This window comes from Paraburkholderia sp. PREW-6R (assembly GCF_039621805.1).
Taxonomy (GTDB): Bacteria; Pseudomonadota; Gammaproteobacteria; order Burkholderiales; family Burkholderiaceae; genus Paraburkholderia.
This window is the reverse complement of the sequence record NZ_CP155073.1, coordinates 1,487,432-1,502,938: the sequence shown is the minus strand read 5'-3', so window position 1 is coordinate 1,502,938 and position 15,507 is coordinate 1,487,432. Positions and strand designations below refer to the sequence as shown.

Annotated in this window: 13 protein-coding genes; 2 read left to right on the top strand and 11 right to left on the bottom strand. The window is 63.6% G+C overall.

All coding sequences use genetic code 11. The features are described 5' to 3' along the window. Window positions 1-25: 25 nt before the first annotated feature. The 4 genes from AAGS40_RS06535 to AAGS40_RS06520 form a co-directional block, all read right to left on the bottom strand. Complete coding sequence (locus tag AAGS40_RS06535) at window positions 26-1,207, bottom strand: acetyl-CoA C-acetyltransferase (RefSeq protein WP_345813967.1); 1,182 nt, start codon at window positions 1,205-1,207, stop codon at window positions 26-28. An 83-nt stretch (window positions 1,208-1,290) separates the two neighbouring features. Further along, window positions 1,291-3,228: a class I poly(R)-hydroxyalkanoic acid synthase gene (gene phaC / locus AAGS40_RS06530; protein ID WP_345813966.1), complete on the bottom strand. Its 1,938-nt coding sequence runs from the start codon at window positions 3,226-3,228 to the stop codon at window positions 1,291-1,293. Window positions 3,229-3,764: 536 nt separating this feature from the next. Continuing rightward, entirely contained in the window at window positions 3,765-4,622 is an 858-nt protein-coding gene (gene pgeF / locus AAGS40_RS06525) for a peptidoglycan editing factor PgeF (RefSeq protein WP_345813965.1), read from the bottom strand. Beyond that, window positions 4,619-5,893, bottom strand: coding sequence for an RluA family pseudouridine synthase (locus AAGS40_RS06520; protein WP_345813964.1), 1,275 nt, complete (start codon window positions 5,891-5,893; stop codon window positions 4,619-4,621). Before AAGS40_RS06520 ends, pgeF begins: the two co-directional genes overlap by 4 nt. Window positions 5,894-5,931: 38 nt before the next feature. On the opposite strand from AAGS40_RS06520, the gene AAGS40_RS06515 reads away from it, so the two are divergent. Then, window positions 5,932-6,792, top strand: coding sequence for an outer membrane protein assembly factor BamD (locus AAGS40_RS06515; protein ID WP_345813963.1), 861 nt, complete (start codon window positions 5,932-5,934; stop codon window positions 6,790-6,792). Between the two features lie 153 nt (window positions 6,793-6,945). Here AAGS40_RS06515 and rlmD read toward each other — a convergent pair whose 3' ends face one another. The 6 genes from rlmD to surE all read right to left on the bottom strand — a co-directional run bounded on the left by rlmD (window position 6,946) and on the right by surE (window position 13,374). Continuing rightward, entirely contained in the window at window positions 6,946-8,400 is a 1,455-nt protein-coding gene (gene rlmD, locus AAGS40_RS06510; RefSeq protein ID WP_345813962.1) for a 23S rRNA (uracil(1939)-C(5))-methyltransferase RlmD, read from the bottom strand. Between the two features lie 137 nt (window positions 8,401-8,537). Continuing rightward, a complete protein-coding gene (locus tag AAGS40_RS06505) occupies window positions 8,538-9,314 on the bottom strand; it encodes a 3'-5' exonuclease (RefSeq protein WP_345813961.1) in 777 nt (258 codons plus the stop codon). Window positions 9,315-9,318: 4 nt separating this feature from the next. Further along, window positions 9,319-10,401 carry an RNA polymerase sigma factor RpoS gene (rpoS, locus tag AAGS40_RS06500; protein WP_345813960.1) on the bottom strand — a complete coding sequence of 361 codons (1,083 nt, stop codon included), beginning with the start codon at window positions 10,399-10,401 and terminating at the stop codon, window positions 9,319-9,321. A gap of 11 nt (window positions 10,402-10,412) precedes the next feature. Then, window positions 10,413-11,348 carry a peptidoglycan DD-metalloendopeptidase family protein gene (locus AAGS40_RS06495; RefSeq protein WP_345813959.1) on the bottom strand — a complete coding sequence of 312 codons (936 nt, stop codon included), beginning with the start codon at window positions 11,346-11,348 and terminating at the stop codon, window positions 10,413-10,415. 5 nt (window positions 11,349-11,353) lie between these two features. Beyond that, the gene (locus tag AAGS40_RS06490; RefSeq protein ID WP_345813957.1) at window positions 11,354-12,619 is read right to left on the bottom strand and encodes a protein-L-isoaspartate(D-aspartate) O-methyltransferase; all 1,266 of its coding nucleotides are present in this window, start codon (window positions 12,617-12,619) and stop codon (window positions 11,354-11,356) included. Next, window positions 12,616-13,374 carry a 5'/3'-nucleotidase SurE gene (surE, locus tag AAGS40_RS06485; protein WP_345813956.1) on the bottom strand — a complete coding sequence of 253 codons (759 nt, stop codon included), beginning with the start codon at window positions 13,372-13,374 and terminating at the stop codon, window positions 12,616-12,618. The genes AAGS40_RS06490 and surE overlap by 4 nt, the downstream gene beginning before the upstream one ends. Before the next feature lie 225 nt (window positions 13,375-13,599). Here surE and AAGS40_RS06480 point away from each other — a divergent pair, with 225 nt between their 5' ends. Continuing rightward, complete coding sequence (locus AAGS40_RS06480) at window positions 13,600-14,574, top strand: NADPH:quinone oxidoreductase family protein (protein WP_345813955.1); 975 nt, start codon at window positions 13,600-13,602, stop codon at window positions 14,572-14,574. A gap of 95 nt (window positions 14,575-14,669) precedes the next feature. On the opposite strand, the gene AAGS40_RS06475 is transcribed toward AAGS40_RS06480, so the two are convergent. Beyond that, window positions 14,670-15,494 (bottom strand): ABC transporter permease, encoded by an 825-nt coding sequence (locus AAGS40_RS06475; RefSeq protein WP_345813954.1) that lies wholly within the window; start codon window positions 15,492-15,494, stop codon window positions 14,670-14,672. Between the last annotated feature and the right edge of the window lie 13 nt (window positions 15,495-15,507).

The following is a 15,507-nucleotide window of genomic DNA, read 5'->3' as shown; positions in this document are numbered from 1 at the left end:
GCCCGCCTTAACGCGCGCCGCCTTCTCAAGAACGCTCGAGCGCGAGCGCCACACCCATGCCGCCGCCGATACACAGCGAAGCCAGACCCTTCTTCGCATCGCGCCTCTGCATTTCGTGCAGCAGCGTGACGAGAATCCGGCAGCCGGATGCGCCGATCGGATGGCCGATCGCGATCGCGCCGCCGTTCACATTGATCTTCGACGTGTCCCAACCCATCTGCTGATTGACGGCGCACGCCTGCGCGGCGAACGCCTCATTGATTTCCATCAGGTCGAGGTCGGCCGGCGTCCAGCCCGCGCGTTCGAGGCAGCGGCGCGAAGCCGGCACCGGACCCATGCCCATCAGCTTTGGATCGAGACCCGACGTGGCGTATGCCTTGATGCGCGCAAGCGGCGTCAGGCCGAGCGCCTCGGCTTTCTTCGCCGACATGACCAGCACCGCCGCCGCGCCGTCGTTCAGGCCGGAAGCATTGGCCGCGGTGACCGAGCCTTCCTTCGAGAACGCGGGTTTGAGGCCCGCGAGCGATTCAGCCGTCACGCCGTGGCGCACGAATTCGTCGGTCGCGAAACGCAGCGGTTCGCCCTTGCGTTGCGGAATCTCGACCGGCACGATTTCGGCGTCGAAGCGGCCCGCCTTCTGCGCGGCTTCCGCCTTGTTCTGCGACAGCGCCGCGAACGCGTCCTGCTGCTCGCGCGTGATCCCGTATTCCTTCGCGACATTCTCCGCGGTCACGCCCATGTGGTACTGGTTGTACACGTCCCACAAGCCGTCGACGATCATCGAGTCGATGAGCTTCGCGTCGCCCATGCGGAACCCGTCGCGCGAACCCGGCAGCACGTGCGGCGCGGCACTCATGTTTTCCTGGCCGCCCGCCACCACGATGTCGGCGTCGCCCGCAATGATCGCGTTTGCGGCGAGCATCACCGCCTTCAGGCCCGAGCCGCACACCACGTTGATCGTCATGCCGGGTACGGCGTTGGGCAAGCCTGCCTTGATAAGCGCCTGACGCGCCGGGTTCTGGCCGGAGCCGGCCGTCAGCACCTGGCCGAGAATGACTTCGCTCACCTGCTCGGGCTTCATCCCGGCACGCTCGAGCACGCCGCGAATCACCGTGGCGCCGAGTTCGGGCGCGGCGACCTTCGCGAGCGACCCACCGAATTTGCCTACTGCCGTCCGCGCGGCCGATACGATCACAACATCAGTCATTTCCATATCCTCCGGGCTGCCGGCGAGACGCACCGCTGCCCGTCAAGTTAAAAATCACGTTGCTTCTGAACCCTGTTCCGGTCCTACTCGCGTACCCGCACGTAGCGCCCCGGCGCCGGCTCGATCACCGGGAACTCGGCTGACCCTGCTTCGGCGCGCGGCTTGATCTTCTTGCCGCTTTGCTGATCGAGCCAGCGGGTCCACTCGGGCCACCAGCTGCCGGGTAGCTCGGTTGCCTGATCGAACCACGCTTGCGCGCTCTCCGGCAGCGCCTGCGCGTCGCCCTCGAGCATCCAGAAACTGCGCTTTTTCTTGGCCGGCGGATTGATCACCCCTGCAATATGCCCCGACGCACCCAGCACGAATTTCAACGGCCCGGCGAGCAGCGGCACCGACGCATAGGCGGTTTGCCACGGCACGATATGGTCTTCGCGTGAACCGTAGATGAAGGTGGGCACATCGATCTTGGTGAGATCGACCGGTTCGCCGCAGGTGGTCAACGCACCGGGCTCGCGCAGGCGATTCTCGAGATACGTGTTGCGCAGATACCAGACATACATCGGACCGGGCAGGCTCGTCGAATCGCTGTTCCAGTACAGCAGATCGAACGGCACCGGCGTGCGTCCTTTGAGGTAGTTGTCGACGACGTAGTTCCACACCAGATCGTTCGGCCGCAGGAACGAGAACGTGTTCGCGAATTCGAGGCCGCGCATGAGTCCCGGCGGCGTGCCGTTCTTGCCGCCGATGGTCTGCTCGCGCATCTGCACGTGCGCCTCGTCGACGAAGATATCGAGCACGCCGGTGTCCGAGAAATCGAGCATGGCGGTGAGCAGCGTCATTGACGACGCGGGACGCTGACCGCGCGCCGCGGCGACGGCCAGGGCGGTGGCGAGCATCGTGCCGCCCACGCAGAAACCGAGCGTATTGATCTGCTCACGGCCGCTGATCTTGCTGGCGGTTGCGATCGCTTCGAGCACACCTTCGCCGATGTAGTCGTCCCATGTCTTGTGGGCGATCGACGCATCGGCGTTGCGCCACGAAATCAGAAACACCTGGTGGCCCGAGTCGAGCGCGTGCGCAACCAGCGAGTTCTCCGGCTGCAGGTCTAGGATATAGAACTTGTTGATGCACGGCGGCACGATCAGCAGCGGGCGTTCACGCACGGTCGCCGTACGCGGCTTGTACTGAATGAGCTGCATGATCTCGTTCTCGAACACCACCGAGCCTTCCGTGTTCGCGAGGTTCTCTCCGACCACGAAACGCGATTCGTCCGTTTGCGAAATCTTGCCGCGCTGCAGGTCGCTCAAGAGGTTCATCACGCCCTGGCGCAAGCTCTCACCGTTGCTCTCGAGCAGCGTTTTCTGCGCTTCGGGATTCAGCGCGAAAAAGTTGCTCGGCGCGGCCGCGGCGGTCCATTGCTGAACCGCAAAGCGGATACGCTCGCGCACTTTCGGTTCGGTGTCGAGCGCGTCGACCATTTCCTGCAGGTAGCGTGCGTTCAGCAGATACCACGCCGCGGTGAATGCATAAGCGGGCGTCGCGCTCCATGCTTCGGCGCTAAAGCGCCGGTCCTTGAGTTCGGGTGGCCTCGCAGTCGATCCGGCGGATTGCCGGATCAATTCCATTGCGTCGCGTGAATAGTCTGCCTGGAGTTTCTGCAGACGCTCCGCAGGAATCGCTGCCGTAGGAATGCTCAGACCGGCGAACGACGGCAGCGACGGCATCGCGCTGGCAGCCAGCTTCGTGAAGTCAGGCATACCGGGAAATTGACCGGGGAAAGCGCCCGATGGCAGACCCGGAATCACACCCGGCGTCGCACCCGGAAAGAGGCCCTGAAATACCGATGCCAGCGACGGCATCTGCGGCATGCCGGAAAACTGCGGCATTTGTGGCATTTGCGGCATCTGCGGCGCTTGTTGTGCGTGCGGCGTCTGCGGCATGGCGAAAGGCATGCCGTTGCCGCCTGGGTCCACGCCGAGCGAGCGCCACGCGTTCATCCATGCGTCGATAAACGGCTGCATGCCGGCGGCTGGGGCTGCGCTGCTCGTGCCGGCCTGCTGCGTCTTCTCCGTTGAGGAGTCCGTGCGGGGGGAAGCTGAGGAATGTGATGCTGCCATGCCTGCTTTTGACCGGTGAGTCCTTGCGGACGGTTTGAGAAGGCAGGTTATGCGCACGCGGGCGATTGCTCGCCGCCTCGTCACGCCCTGTCCCATGTGCGAGGAGCTGTGAGGAACATTCTTGCTCCCCATCGCAAGGCATGTCAATGCTTGTTCCTGATTTTGCCGCAGTGCGATAGTTTTTTAATTATCGTTTTCCCTGTGTAGCAGATCGCGCTTTTACGCGCGACGTGAACCGGGATCGCATGAGGGAAAAAAGCTGCCAGATTGCACGGGCTTAGATGTGTTTATCGATTCGTGAGGCCACCATTTTGCGGCAGATTCACGCAAGCGCGCGCAATTCTGGCAGCGCAGCAAAACCGCGCGGCGCCGCTCAGAATAAACCCGCATAAAGGCAGACAGGGGTCGGACGTATCGGGCAGGCCGATAGCGACACGCGGCTAGTCCGCGATGCTCTGCGCGTGATCGTCGATCCAGATGAGCGCGGCCATGCGGCCCGTCTCGCGATCACGCCGATAAGAATAGAACTGCTCACGCAGCGTGACCGTGCACAGATCGCCGCCAGTAATGCGCGTTACGCCGAGCCGCTGCAGCCTCAGCCGCGCAAGCGCCGGCAGATCGGCGAGATACTTGCCCGCGTGACGGGGATGATCGACGAACGCGTTCGCGGTCGCATCGCGTTGTGCACCGTCGACACCGTTCATGAAGGCGTCACGCACGTCTGCACCGACCTCGAATGCGTCGGGCCCGATCGACGGCCCCAGGTACGCATGCAACAAGGATGCTTCGACACCGGCGAGTCCGGCGACGCGCTGCGCGGTCTGCTCGACGATGCCCGCAGCCAGTCCGCGCCACCCCGCGTGCGCCGCGCCGACCGCCCGCCCCGCTTCGTCGCAGATGAGCACCGGCATGCAGTCGGCCACCATCACGACACATACGGTGCCCGCGCGATCGGTAACGCTCGCATCGGCGCGCGTCGGCGTGCCGCTCACACGCAATTGCGCCAGCACGTCCTCCGCGCGCACGATGCCCGCGCCGTGAATCTGTTCGAGCCAGGCCGCCTCATCGACGCCCGCAAGGCTCAATAGCCGCGCCCTGTTAGCGGCGACGGCGGCGGGATCGTCGCCCGACTTCATGCCGAGATTCAGGCCCCCAGGCTGATCCACGCCGTGGCTCCAGCGGCCGAACGGCGGTTCGCTCACTCCGCCGTTACGGGTGGTGACGAGCGCGCGCACGCGCGGCGACACGTTCCACGCCGGTTGCACGACATCGGCAAAGCTCAGCTCGGGCAAACTCATGCGTGATCGTCCTCGTCGTCGGCGTCGGGGTGGGCGGTGTCGTCAGCGTCGTCGTCGTTGAAGAATTCGTCTTCTTCTCCATCGAGCGATGCGTCGTAGTCGTCTTCCTCATAGTACGTCTGGTCGAACGCGCCCGCGTCGTCGCGGCCAAGACCGAGCGCCGCCGATAACTGTTCCATGTCCGCCGGCGCGTCGGCGCGCCACTGCATCGTGCGGCCGGTTGTCGGGTGCACCAGACCCAGCCGCCACGCATGCAACGCCTGACGCGCAAAACCGTCGGGCAACGGCGTCACCGAGCGCTGGCCGCGCGCGCGTCCATACACCGGGTCGCCGAGCAGCGGATGACCGATGTGCGCGCAATGCACGCGAATCTGGTGAGTGCGGCCCGTCTCCAGATCGCAGTGAATCGCCGTGACCGGCTGACGCTGCCAGATCGCCGAATCGACGCGCCGGAAATGCGTGCGCGCGGGCTTGCCCGACGCGCTCTTCACCACGGCCATGCGTGTGCGTTCGCGCGGATCGCGGCCGATCGGCGCGTCGATCGTGCCTTCTTCAGGCATGTTGCCCCACACGAGCGCGAGATAGCGGCGCTTCACCGTGCGCGCCTGCAGCTGGCGCACGAGATCGGTCTGCGCTTCCAACGTGCGCGCCACCACCATCAGCCCGGACGTTTCCTTGTCGAGCCGGTGCACGATGCCCGCGCGCGGCAGCCCCGCCGCAGCATCCCCATAACGGTACAGCAGACCGTTCAGCAGGGTGCCGCTCCAGTTGCCGGCGGCCGGATGCACGACCATGCCGGCCGGCTTGTTGATGACGACCAGCGTGTCGTCCTCGTACACGATGTCGAGCGCGACCGGCTCCGGCGTGAACGCCAGTTGCTCGGGCAGCAGATCCGGCACGAGTTCGATGGTCGCGCCCAGCGGCACCGGCTGACGGATCTTCGCCGGCTTGCCGTCGACATGCACGCGTTCGGCCTCGATCCAGCTTTGCAGGCGGTTGCGCGAGAATTCGGGAAACACGCGCGCGAGCACCTTGTCGAGCCGCTCGCCGGCCAGTTCGTCCGGCACCACGACGCTGCGCGGGCTTTCGTCCGCGACCGGACTCGCGACGGTCGGCACCGCGCTCACGGCCGCGGCGGCAAGGGCGTCGCTGCCGAGATCGTCGTCGAGCGAGTCGTTCTCCAATGCGTCGGAGGGCTCGGCGCTTAAGCTATAATCTTTGTTGCTATTCCCTGCGCCAGTTGCGGCGCCTGGAGTATTTGAGCGGGTCATTGAGTCTGGGTCACCTGGACGTAAAGCTAGACTGGAAAATGCGAGCCTTGAACACCATCACTGAAGCGGCGATCAATTTGGCGGCCATCAAGAAGGCGGCCCGGAAAGTGGCCGGATACATTGCGTGCGCTGCAGCCGTCGCCGTTGTTGCGGCTTGTCACGGCCTGCCGGAAAAGACGGACGAAACGGCAACGTGGAACAACAACAAATTATATACGGAGGCGAACGACGCCTTGACCGGTGGTGATTACGGCAAGTGCGCGAAATACTTCGAGTTGCTGGAAGGCCGTGACCCGTTCGGCCACTTCGCGCAGCAGGCGCAGATCAACGTCGCGTACTGCAACTGGAAAGACAACGAGAACGCGGCGGCCGACCAGGCGATCGACCGCTTCATCCAGCTGCACCCGGATCACCCGGACATTTCGTACGCGTACTACCTGAAGGGCATGATTCACTTCAACGACGACCTTGGTCTGTTCGGCCGCTTCTCCGGTCAGGACATGAGCGAGCGCGACCCGAAATCGCTGCGCGAGTCGTACGACGCATTCAAGGTCGTGGTGGACAAATACCCGAACAGCAAGTATGCGCCGGATGCCGCGCAACGCATGCGGTATATCGTGAACGCGCTGGCGTCGCACGAGGTTCACGCGGCAGACTATTACTACCGTCGCGGCGCCTATGTTGCTGCAATCAACCGCGCACAACTGGCGCTCACGCAGTACAAGAACGCGCCGGCGATCGAAGACGCGCTGCATATCATGGTGTTGTCGTATCAGAAGCTGAACCAGCCGCAACTCGCCGACGACACGCGCCGCGTGCTGGCCGGTACGTTCCCGGACAGCCCGTACATCACCGGCCATGCGCGTCCGGGTACGGAGAAGTCCTGGTGGCAGTTCTGAGCGGCTTTGCGCGCTCATCGCCATTGGGTTCAGACTGACTGAAAGCCGCGCTGCCCGAATCAGCCGGCAAATGAAAAAAGCCACGATCATTTTCGTGGCTTTTTTATTTCACCTGCACAAACGCCGGCCGTGCACCGCCCACACCGCGTCCGATCAATCGCGCTCGAACAAAGCAATCGATTCCACGTGCGACGTATGCGGGAACATATTGACCACGCCGGCGCCAACCAGCCGGTAGCCCGCCTCGTGCACGAGCAGCCCCGCATCGCGTGCGAGCGTTGCCGGGTTGCACGACACGTAGACGATGCGCGTCGGCAGCGGTCCTGCGCCGCTCTGCGCGATTTCGGCAAGCGCCTTGGCGACGGCGAGCGCGCCTTCGCGCGGCGGATCGATCAGAAACTTGTCGAAGTGGCCGAGCGCGCGGATGTCGTCGGCGGTCACGTCGAACAGATTGCGGCACGCAAACGACGTATGTCCCGCCACGCCATTCAGTTCGGCGTTGGCGAGCGCGCGTGAAGTCAGCACTTCACTGCCTTCGATCCCCACCACTTCCTTCGATATCCGCGCGAGCGGCAATGTGAAATTGCCGATACCGCAAAACAGGTCGAGCACGCGATCCGTGCGCGACGGCGCAAGCAACCGCAACGCGCGGCTGACCAGCACGCGGTTGATCGCGTGGTTCACCTGCGTGAAATCGGTTGGCTTGAATGGCATGCGGATGCCGTACTCGGGCAGCGTGTAATCGAGCTGCACGTCGAGCGGATAGAACGGCGCGACCGTATCCGGACCCTTCGGCTGCAGCCAGAACTGGACGTTGTGCTCGTCGGCGAAATCGCGCAGCACCTGTTCGTCGGCTTCGGTGATCGGTTCGAGGTTGCGCACGACCAACGCCGTCACCGACGAGCCCACCGCCAGTTCGATCTGCGGCATGCGGTCGTAGATCGACAACTTGCGCACCATGAAGCGCAGCGGCATCAGCATTGCCGACACGTGCGGCGGCAGCACCTCGCACGTTTTCATGTCGGCGATATAGCTGCTTTTCTTCTCGTGAAAGCCGATGCGCATGCCGCCCTTTTCCGGCAGAAAGCGTACGGCCAGACGCGCGCGATAACGATAACCCCACGCCGGTCCGTGAATGGGCCGAAACACCGTTTCAGGACGCAGTTTGGCCAGATGCTGCAGATTGTCTTCGAGCACGCGCTGCTTGACCGCCACCTGCGCGCGAATATCGAGATGCTGCATCGAACAGCCGCCGCAGATATCGAAGTACATGCATTTCGGCTTCGTGCGAATGACGCTCTCGCGGAACACCTGCACGACTTCAGCCTGTTCGTATTTCGGCTTGCTGCGATGCGTCGAATAGCTGACGCGCTCGCCGGGCAGCGCGCCTTCCACGAAGATTACCTTGCCGGGCGCGCCGTCTTCGCCTTCGATGCGGCCAACGCCGCGCGCTTCCATGTCGAGCGAAACGATCTCGATAACCGGCTCGTTGCCCGTGACGACCGACCGAGGCGCCGGCGCATGGGCCTGGCGTGCCTTATTCGACTTGTGCTGCCTGTGTGGCTTGGGGCGTTTTGGCAAGCGGCGTTGTGGAGCAGTTGTGGACACCTGCGACTTCCTGACAATCTTGTGGGGAAAGGCAAGATTGTAGACGATCGGGCTGCGGCGTCGAATCGGACGACGGGTCGCGCGTCAGGTCGGGCGTTGGATTCGGCGACGAGTCGGCCGTCGAGTTCCGCTTCGACTCAGGCGTCGAACGCGGCGAGGTACTCGGCCCACTGCGGCGCCGTTTCGAGGGCCAGCGCGTTCTTCACGAGGTTGATCTCGTCGGCGTACTCGGCAGCGGAGAACGCGCCCCGAATCAACTGGAACCGGCAATACAGCAGATACGTGTTGACGACATCCGTCTCACAGTAATTGCGGATTTCGTCGATTCGCCCTTGCTGGTAAGCGTGCCACACCTGGCTGCCGTCCATGCCCATCTTGCCGGGAAACCCGCACATCTTCGCGAGCGCGTCGAGCGGCGCGTTGGCGCGCGCCTGGTACATCGCGAGCACGTCCATCAGATCCGTGTGACGCGCATGGTAACGGCTGATGTAGTTGTTCCACTTGAACTCGCGGTCGTCCTCGCCGAGATCCCAGAAACGGTACGCCGGAATGCCATTGACGAGCGCACGGTAGTTCAATACCGGCAGGTCGAAGCCGCCGCCGTTCCACGACACGAGTTGCGGCGTGTACTTTTCGATCACACGATAGAACGACTGGACGAGCGCCGCTTCGCCGTCTTCCGGCGTGCCGAGCGAGCGCACGCGAAAGCCGTTGTTGTCGCGAAACACGCAGGAAATGGCGGCGACGCGTTGCAGATGGTGCGGCAGGAAATCGCTGCCGGTTTTTTCGCGGCGCGCGGCGAACGCGTGCTCGGCGACTTCGGCATCGGACAGACTGGCGGGCAAATCTTCGAGGCGGCGAATGCCGGCGACATCGGGAATCGTCTCGATGTCGAAAACAAGAATCGGTGTCATCAGGTTAGAGAACGGCGTCCTTGCGAACACCGTTGGAGGCGAAGAAGCGCTTTAACCGCACGAGCGCTTCCTGTTGGATCTGGCGGACCCGCTCGCGCGTGAGGCCCATTTCATCGGCCAGCTCTTCGAGCGTGGCGGGCTCGATGTGATTCAGACCGAAGCGGCGTTCGATCACATGGCGGTGCTTGTCCGACAGCCGGGCGAGCCACGCGCGCGTGAGCGTTTCGAGTTCGCGGTGCTGCACTTCGGCGTCCGGCGACTGGCTCTGGTCGTCCGACAGCAGGTCGAGCAGGCTGCTCGCCGGGTCGAGATCGAGCGGCGCGTCGAGCGACGCGGTGTGCTCGTTCAGCGCGAGGATGTCGGTCACCTCGTCGGTGGTCTTGCCGGTCAGATAGGCGATATCGTCGATGCTGGCGTCGCGCCGCTCGGCGGCTTCGCCCGAGTTCATCGAGTTCTTTTCAAGATGGCGTTTTGCGCGCAGTACCTGGTTAAGCTCACGAATGACGTGAACCGGCAACCGCACCGTGCGCGCCTGATTCATGATCGCGCGCTCGATGCTCTGGCGGATCCACCAGGTGGCGTAAGTGGAGAATCGGAAGCCGCGTGTGGGATCGAATTTTTCGATCGCGTGCATCAGTCCGAGATTGCCTTCCTCGATCAGATCGAGCAGTGGCACGCCGCGATTCAGATAACCTTTTGCGATGCTCACGACGAGGCGCAAATTGCGCTCGATCATCACCTGGCGCGCTTCGAATTCACCCGCCTTGGCGAGCCGCGAATACTTCTGCTCTTCCTCGACGGTGAGCAGCGGTTTGACGCTGATACGGTTCAGGTAATGCTGAATTGTGTCAGCCGTGAGTTCGGCTTGTAACAGCGCGCGAAAATCGTCTGCGTCCGGCGGCGCTTCGGCCGTGCCTTCGCGCGCCTCGCCGCTCTCTTCTGCGCCGGCCTGGCGCTCGTCGAGATCGCGTTCTTCAGCAACCTCTTCTTCCACTTCCGAAGCGCCGCTTTCGTCCACCGAGGCGGACAAGGCATCGCTGATCGTCTCAGACTCGGCTTGCGGCGGGCGGCGCTTCGATTTCGGCATGGTCGTATCGCTTATTGCGGCGGCAAATACTTGAGTGGGTCGACAGGTTTACCCTGCCGGCGAACTTCGAAATGCAACATTACGCGGTCGGAATCACTATTGCCCATCTCAGCGATTTTCTGCCCTTTCGTCACCGCGTCCCCCTCTTTTACCATCAAAGCACGGTTATGTGCATACGCCGTGAGATAAGTTGCGTCGTGTTTGATAATAATAAGGTTCCCGTAACCGCGCAGGCCATTTCCTGCATAAACTACTCGCCCATCAGCCGACGCTTTCACGGGGTCGCCGGCAGCTCCGCCGATGTTGACGCCCTTGTTTGTCGAATCGTTAAATGTGCCAAGCAACGGCCCGCGCACCGGCCACGCGAAGTTCACATTGCCCGGCGCGCTTGCGCTCGAATCGCTCGCGGCCGGATTGGCCGGCGGCGTAAGCGCAGCATTGTTCGCGCTACTCGTTCCGCTCGCGCCATAGAGCGGCGGCGCGGCCACTCCCGCAGATGGCGGCGTGCTGCCAAGCGGCGCGCTTTGCACTGCACCACCACCGCCGATCGGCGCGGTCGACACACCCGGTGTGAGCGCCGCGGTATTGGCGCCCGGCGGCACCACGCGCAGCAACTGATCGACTTCGATCTGGTTCGGGTTGGTGAGATTATTCCACGCCGAAATATCGCGATAGTTCTGCCCGTTTTCCAGCGCGATGCGATAAAGCGTGTCGCCAGGCTTCACACGGTAATAGCCCGGCGGCGGCGGTCCGAGCGGCACGGCCGGCTGCTGCTCGGCCTGCGTACTGAGCGGCGCGCCGCCGGAGCGGTCGACAACCGGCGCCTGGTCGAGCCGGGAAGCGCAGGCCGACATCAGCAGGGACAAGGCGAGCACGCACACGCTACGCTGGGTTACGGTCAGAGGGACATTCAGGCTGGTTCTTTGCATCGCGCGCAACATACTCATCGGTGTCAAATCACTCCGGATTTTAAGGGTACAAAGAAAACGCGATCAAGCCGCGACTCGCGCCACTGCGCGGGTCCGAGGCGCTCGACCAGCGTGAGCACCTGACTCTGGCCGTCCTGCGAGCCGACCGGCGCAACGAGACGGCCGCCGATCGCGAGTTGTTCAAGTAAAGCCTGCGGCACGTCGAGCCCCGCCGCAGCAATCACGATCGCATCGAATGGCGCTGCCGACGGCAAGCCGAGCCGCCCGTCGCCATAATGCAAACGGATGTTCGGGATGCGCAACGGACGCAAGTTTGTCTTTGCGCGCTCGGATAGCGGCCTGATCCGTTCGATCGAATACACCTCGCGCGCGACGTGGCTCAGCACCGCCGCCTGATAACCGCAGCCGGTGCCGATTTCGAGCACGTTGTTCAACGCGCGCCCGGCGCCCGCCAGTTCGATCATTCGCGCGACCACCGAGGGCTTCGAGATAGTCTGGTGATGACCAATCGGCAACGCCGCATCTTCATAGGCCTGAGCAGCGAGACCTGGGTCGACGAACATGTGGCGCGGCACAGCGGACATTGCATTGAGCACGCGCTGATCGGTCACGCCGTTTGCACGCAGGCGTTCGACCATGCGTTCGCGAACCCGTTCCGACGTCAACGCCAATGCGCCGCTCGATGCGAGGTTCGGCGAAGCGGCGCGCTCGTTCTGCCGGGTGGCGGATCGCAACGAAGCCGATGACTGGGGTCCGGTCCGCGTGCCGGCGTTCTGCGCGGCGGGCTTGCCTGGCGTCCTTGCCAGCGGCGCGGCCTGCGGCTTCGGCGGAGTGATGATCGTCGGCCTCTGTGACGGCGACGCAGGCGGCTTCGCTAACGGAACAGAAAGCGGGAAGGAATGCGGAAAAGAAAGCGGAAAAGAAACCGGCGGCGCCGCTGCTTTCGCTGCGGATGCGACATGAGGCTGAGCTTGCGTCGTCGCAGACGGTTTGCCCTGGGCCGGCGCGTGCGGCGACGCGCCGGATTTGCCCGGCGACGTGGCGGACTGCTTGCCTTGTTGCGCGAGCTGCGCCGGCGCTTGTGTTTGCTTTGGTCCCTGCGCCCGCGCCTGCGGCTTCTGCTGCGCCCCCGCCGTCGCCGCCCTGCCGCCCGGCTGCCGCGAATTCAAAGCCGCGCTCGCGGCGAGCGCGGCCGCGCGCACTTCGCCCGGACGCCCTTCGGGCCGGCGCGGCTCACGCACCAGGTCCTCGAGGCCGAGCGGAAAGCGCCTCGCGCGCTCGTTCGTCATGAAGCGCCGCTGCCGGCACGCGCCCAGTTGCGCGCCGCGGGCAGCATCTGCGTGTGGGTCAGATCGAGTTGCAGCGGCGTGATCGACACGTTCCCCGTCGCGACCGCATGGAAATCCGTGCCCTCGCTGGCGTCGCGCGCGCTGCCCGACGGCCCGATCCAGTAGATCGGCTCGCCACGCGGATTGGTTTGGCGGATCACGGGCTGAGAAGGGTGCCGCTTGCCGAGCCGCGTGATCTGCCAGTTGCCGAGCTGGTCATACGGCAGATTCGGGATATTCACGTTCAGCAGCGGATGCCCCGGCAACGGTTGCTCGAGATAATGCGAAACGATTTGCGCCGCAACGCGCACAGCCGCGTCGAGATGCACCCAGTCTTTGTCGACGAGGGAAAACGCAATGGCCGGTATGCCGAACATGATGCCCTCGGTGGCGGCCGCGACGGTGCCGGAATAGAGTGTGTCTTCACCCATGTTCTGGCCGTTGTTGATGCCCGAGACCACGAGGTCCGGCGTGTGGTCGAGCATGCCCGTGAGCGCAATGTGCACCGAGTCGGTAGGCGTGCCATTCACGTAGTAGAAACCGTTCGCCGAACGCAGCACCGAAAGCGGCCGCGACAGCGTCAACGAATTGGACGCACCGCTGCAATTCTGTTCGGGAGCCATGACCGTGACGTCCGCGATCGGCTTGAGCGCTTCATAGAGCGCGGCCAGGCCGGGCGCCAGATAACCGTCGTCGTTGCTGAGTAGGATTCGCATCCGGCGATTGTAACCGAGGAAAGATGGCGCGCGAACGACACACGACCCGGCATCCACGCAGCGCGCAACACGCGCTAATTCACCTGACAGCGTTCAGCAGCAACGCCGTCTGGCGAGTCCGCCACACAATGAAAACGCACGGTCGTGCGCATTGTTTTACACTCAGAATGAGCACGACGCCCCACAGGCAGTCCTTCACCAAACCTTGTTCGACATGGAGACACGATGCGCGCGATCCGCTGTAATCAATACGGCCCCCCGGAGAGCCTGGTTGTCGAAAACCTGCCAGACCTGCAGGCGCCGCCCGGCCATGTCGTGATCGACGTAAAAGCCGCAGCCGTCAACTTTCCCGACGTGCTGATCATCGAGAACAAATACCAGTTCAAACCACCGCTGCCGTTCACGCCGGGCTCCGAATTCGCGGGCATCGTTCGCGCGGTCGGCGAAGGCGTCACGCAGTTCAGGCCAGGTTCGCGCGTCGTTGCTTATACGGGCTCGGGCGGTTTTGCTGAACAGGCCGTGGCAGCAGAGGCGGCCTGCGTGCCGCTTGCCGACACCGTGCCTTTCGAGCTGGCCGCCGCTTTCACGCTGGCTTATGGAACGTCGCACCACGCGGTGGTCGATCGTGCCGGACTGAAAGCCGGCGAGACGATGCTCGTGCTGGGCGCGGCCGGTGGTGTCGGTCTTGCAGCGGTCGAAATCGGCAAGGCGTTAGGCGCGCGCGTGATCGCGGCGGCATCCAGCGACGAGAAACTCGCGGCCTGCGTGAAGCACGGCGCGGACGCCACCATCAATTACAGCACCGAGGACTTGCGCGAGCGGATCCGCGCGCTCACCGAAGGCAAAGGCCCCGACGTGATCTACGACCCGGTCGGCGGAATCTATGCAGAACCCGCGTTTCGCAGCATTGGCTGGCGCGGACGCTATCTGGTGGTCGGCTTCGCGAACGGAGAGATTCCCAAACTGCCGTTGAATCTGATGCTGCTGAAAGGCGCAAGCGTGGTCGGCGTTTTCTGGGGCGATTTTGCGAAGCGCGAGCCGCAGCATAACCACACGGCCCTGGAGCAGATGACCCGCTGGATCGGCGAAGGCAAGCTCAAGCCTTATGTGTCGGCGCGCTACACGCTCGAGGAAACCGGCCGAGCGTTGCGCGACATGGCCGGGCGGCGGGTGATCGGCAAAGTCGTGGTGACGCCGTAGGTCGCAGGCGCTGCCCGTCAGCACGATTCGCGAGATGGAAAAACGGTGTCCGGTTCGTGGACTGATCGATGAACCGAACGCCGTTTTCTTCGTAATCAGAGCTTTTCCGTGTCACCTGTCTTTGGCTGCCACTTCATGAACCGCCGTTCCGCGATGCCGACAATCGCATCGAGAATCAGCGCGAACGCCGTCAGCACCAGAATGCCTGCGAACACGGTGTTGATATCGAAGGTGCCCTCGGCCTGCAGGATCAGGTAGCCGACGCCGCGCGCCGAGCCGAGATACTCGCCCACCACCGACCCGACGAACGCGAGCCCCACCGACGTATGCAAACTGGAAAACACCCAGCTCATCGCGCTCGGCAGATAGACGAAGCGCAACAGCTGTTTGCGGTTCGCGCCGAGCATGCGCGCGTTGGCGAGGACGACCGGACTCACTTCCTTCACGCCCTGATAGACGTTGAAGAACACGATGAAGAACACCAGCGTGACCCCGAGCGCGACCTTGGACCAGATGCCAAGGCCGAACCACACGCCGAAGATCGGCGCGAGAATCACGCGCGGCATCGAATTGGCGGCCTTGATATACGGATCGAACAACGCGCTCGCGAGCGGCGATAACGCGAGCCACAAGCCGACGCCCAGTCCGAGCGCCGTGCCGAGCGCAAACGCAAGAACGGTTTCGACCAGCGTGATCCATAGATGCAGATAAATCTCGCCGCCCGTGAACCACTCCCAGATCCGCTGCAGCACTTTCTGCGGCTCGCCGAAAAAGAACGCGGCCTTGTTCGGGTCGTCGAAATAGAACGCGGGCAAAAGCGTCGGGCTGGTCAGCACGTACCACACCAGGAAGCTCAGCACGAGCAGCAACCATTGCCAGATCACCAGATTCGCCCGGTTCGGGCGCAGCGTCTTCCACATGACTCGATTTGCC

Coding starts and splice junctions, on each gene's coding strand:
- AAGS40_RS06535 (WP_345813967.1), bottom strand. CDS start 1,207: ATGACTGATGTTGTGATCGTATCGGCCGCGCGGACGGCAGTAGGCAAA.
- AAGS40_RS06475 (WP_345813954.1), bottom strand. CDS start 15,494: ATGTGGAAGACGCTGCGCCCGAACCGGGCGAATCTGGTGATCTGGCAA.
- AAGS40_RS06505 (WP_345813961.1), bottom strand. CDS start 9,314: ATGACACCGATTCTTGTTTTCGACATCGAGACGATTCCCGATGTCGCC.
- surE (WP_345813956.1), bottom strand. CDS start 13,374: ATGCGAATCCTACTCAGCAACGACGACGGTTATCTGGCGCCCGGCCTG.
- rpoS (WP_345813960.1), bottom strand. CDS start 10,401: ATGCCGAAATCGAAGCGCCGCCCGCCGCAAGCCGAGTCTGAGACGATC.
- AAGS40_RS06515 (WP_345813963.1), top strand. CDS start 5,932: ATGCGAGCCTTGAACACCATCACTGAAGCGGCGATCAATTTGGCGGCC.
- AAGS40_RS06490 (WP_345813957.1), bottom strand. CDS start 12,619: ATGACGAACGAGCGCGCGAGGCGCTTTCCGCTCGGCCTCGAGGACCTG.
- pgeF (WP_345813965.1), bottom strand. CDS start 4,622: ATGAGTTTGCCCGAGCTGAGCTTTGCCGATGTCGTGCAACCGGCGTGG.
- phaC (WP_345813966.1), bottom strand. CDS start 3,228: ATGCAGCCGTTTATCGACGCATGGATGAACGCGTGGCGCTCGCTCGGC.
- AAGS40_RS06495 (WP_345813959.1), bottom strand. CDS start 11,348: ATGAGTATGTTGCGCGCGATGCAAAGAACCAGCCTGAATGTCCCTCTG.
- AAGS40_RS06520 (WP_345813964.1), bottom strand. CDS start 5,893: ATGACCCGCTCAAATACTCCAGGCGCCGCAACTGGCGCAGGGAATAGC.
- AAGS40_RS06480 (WP_345813955.1), top strand. CDS start 13,600: ATGCGCGCGATCCGCTGTAATCAATACGGCCCCCCGGAGAGCCTGGTT.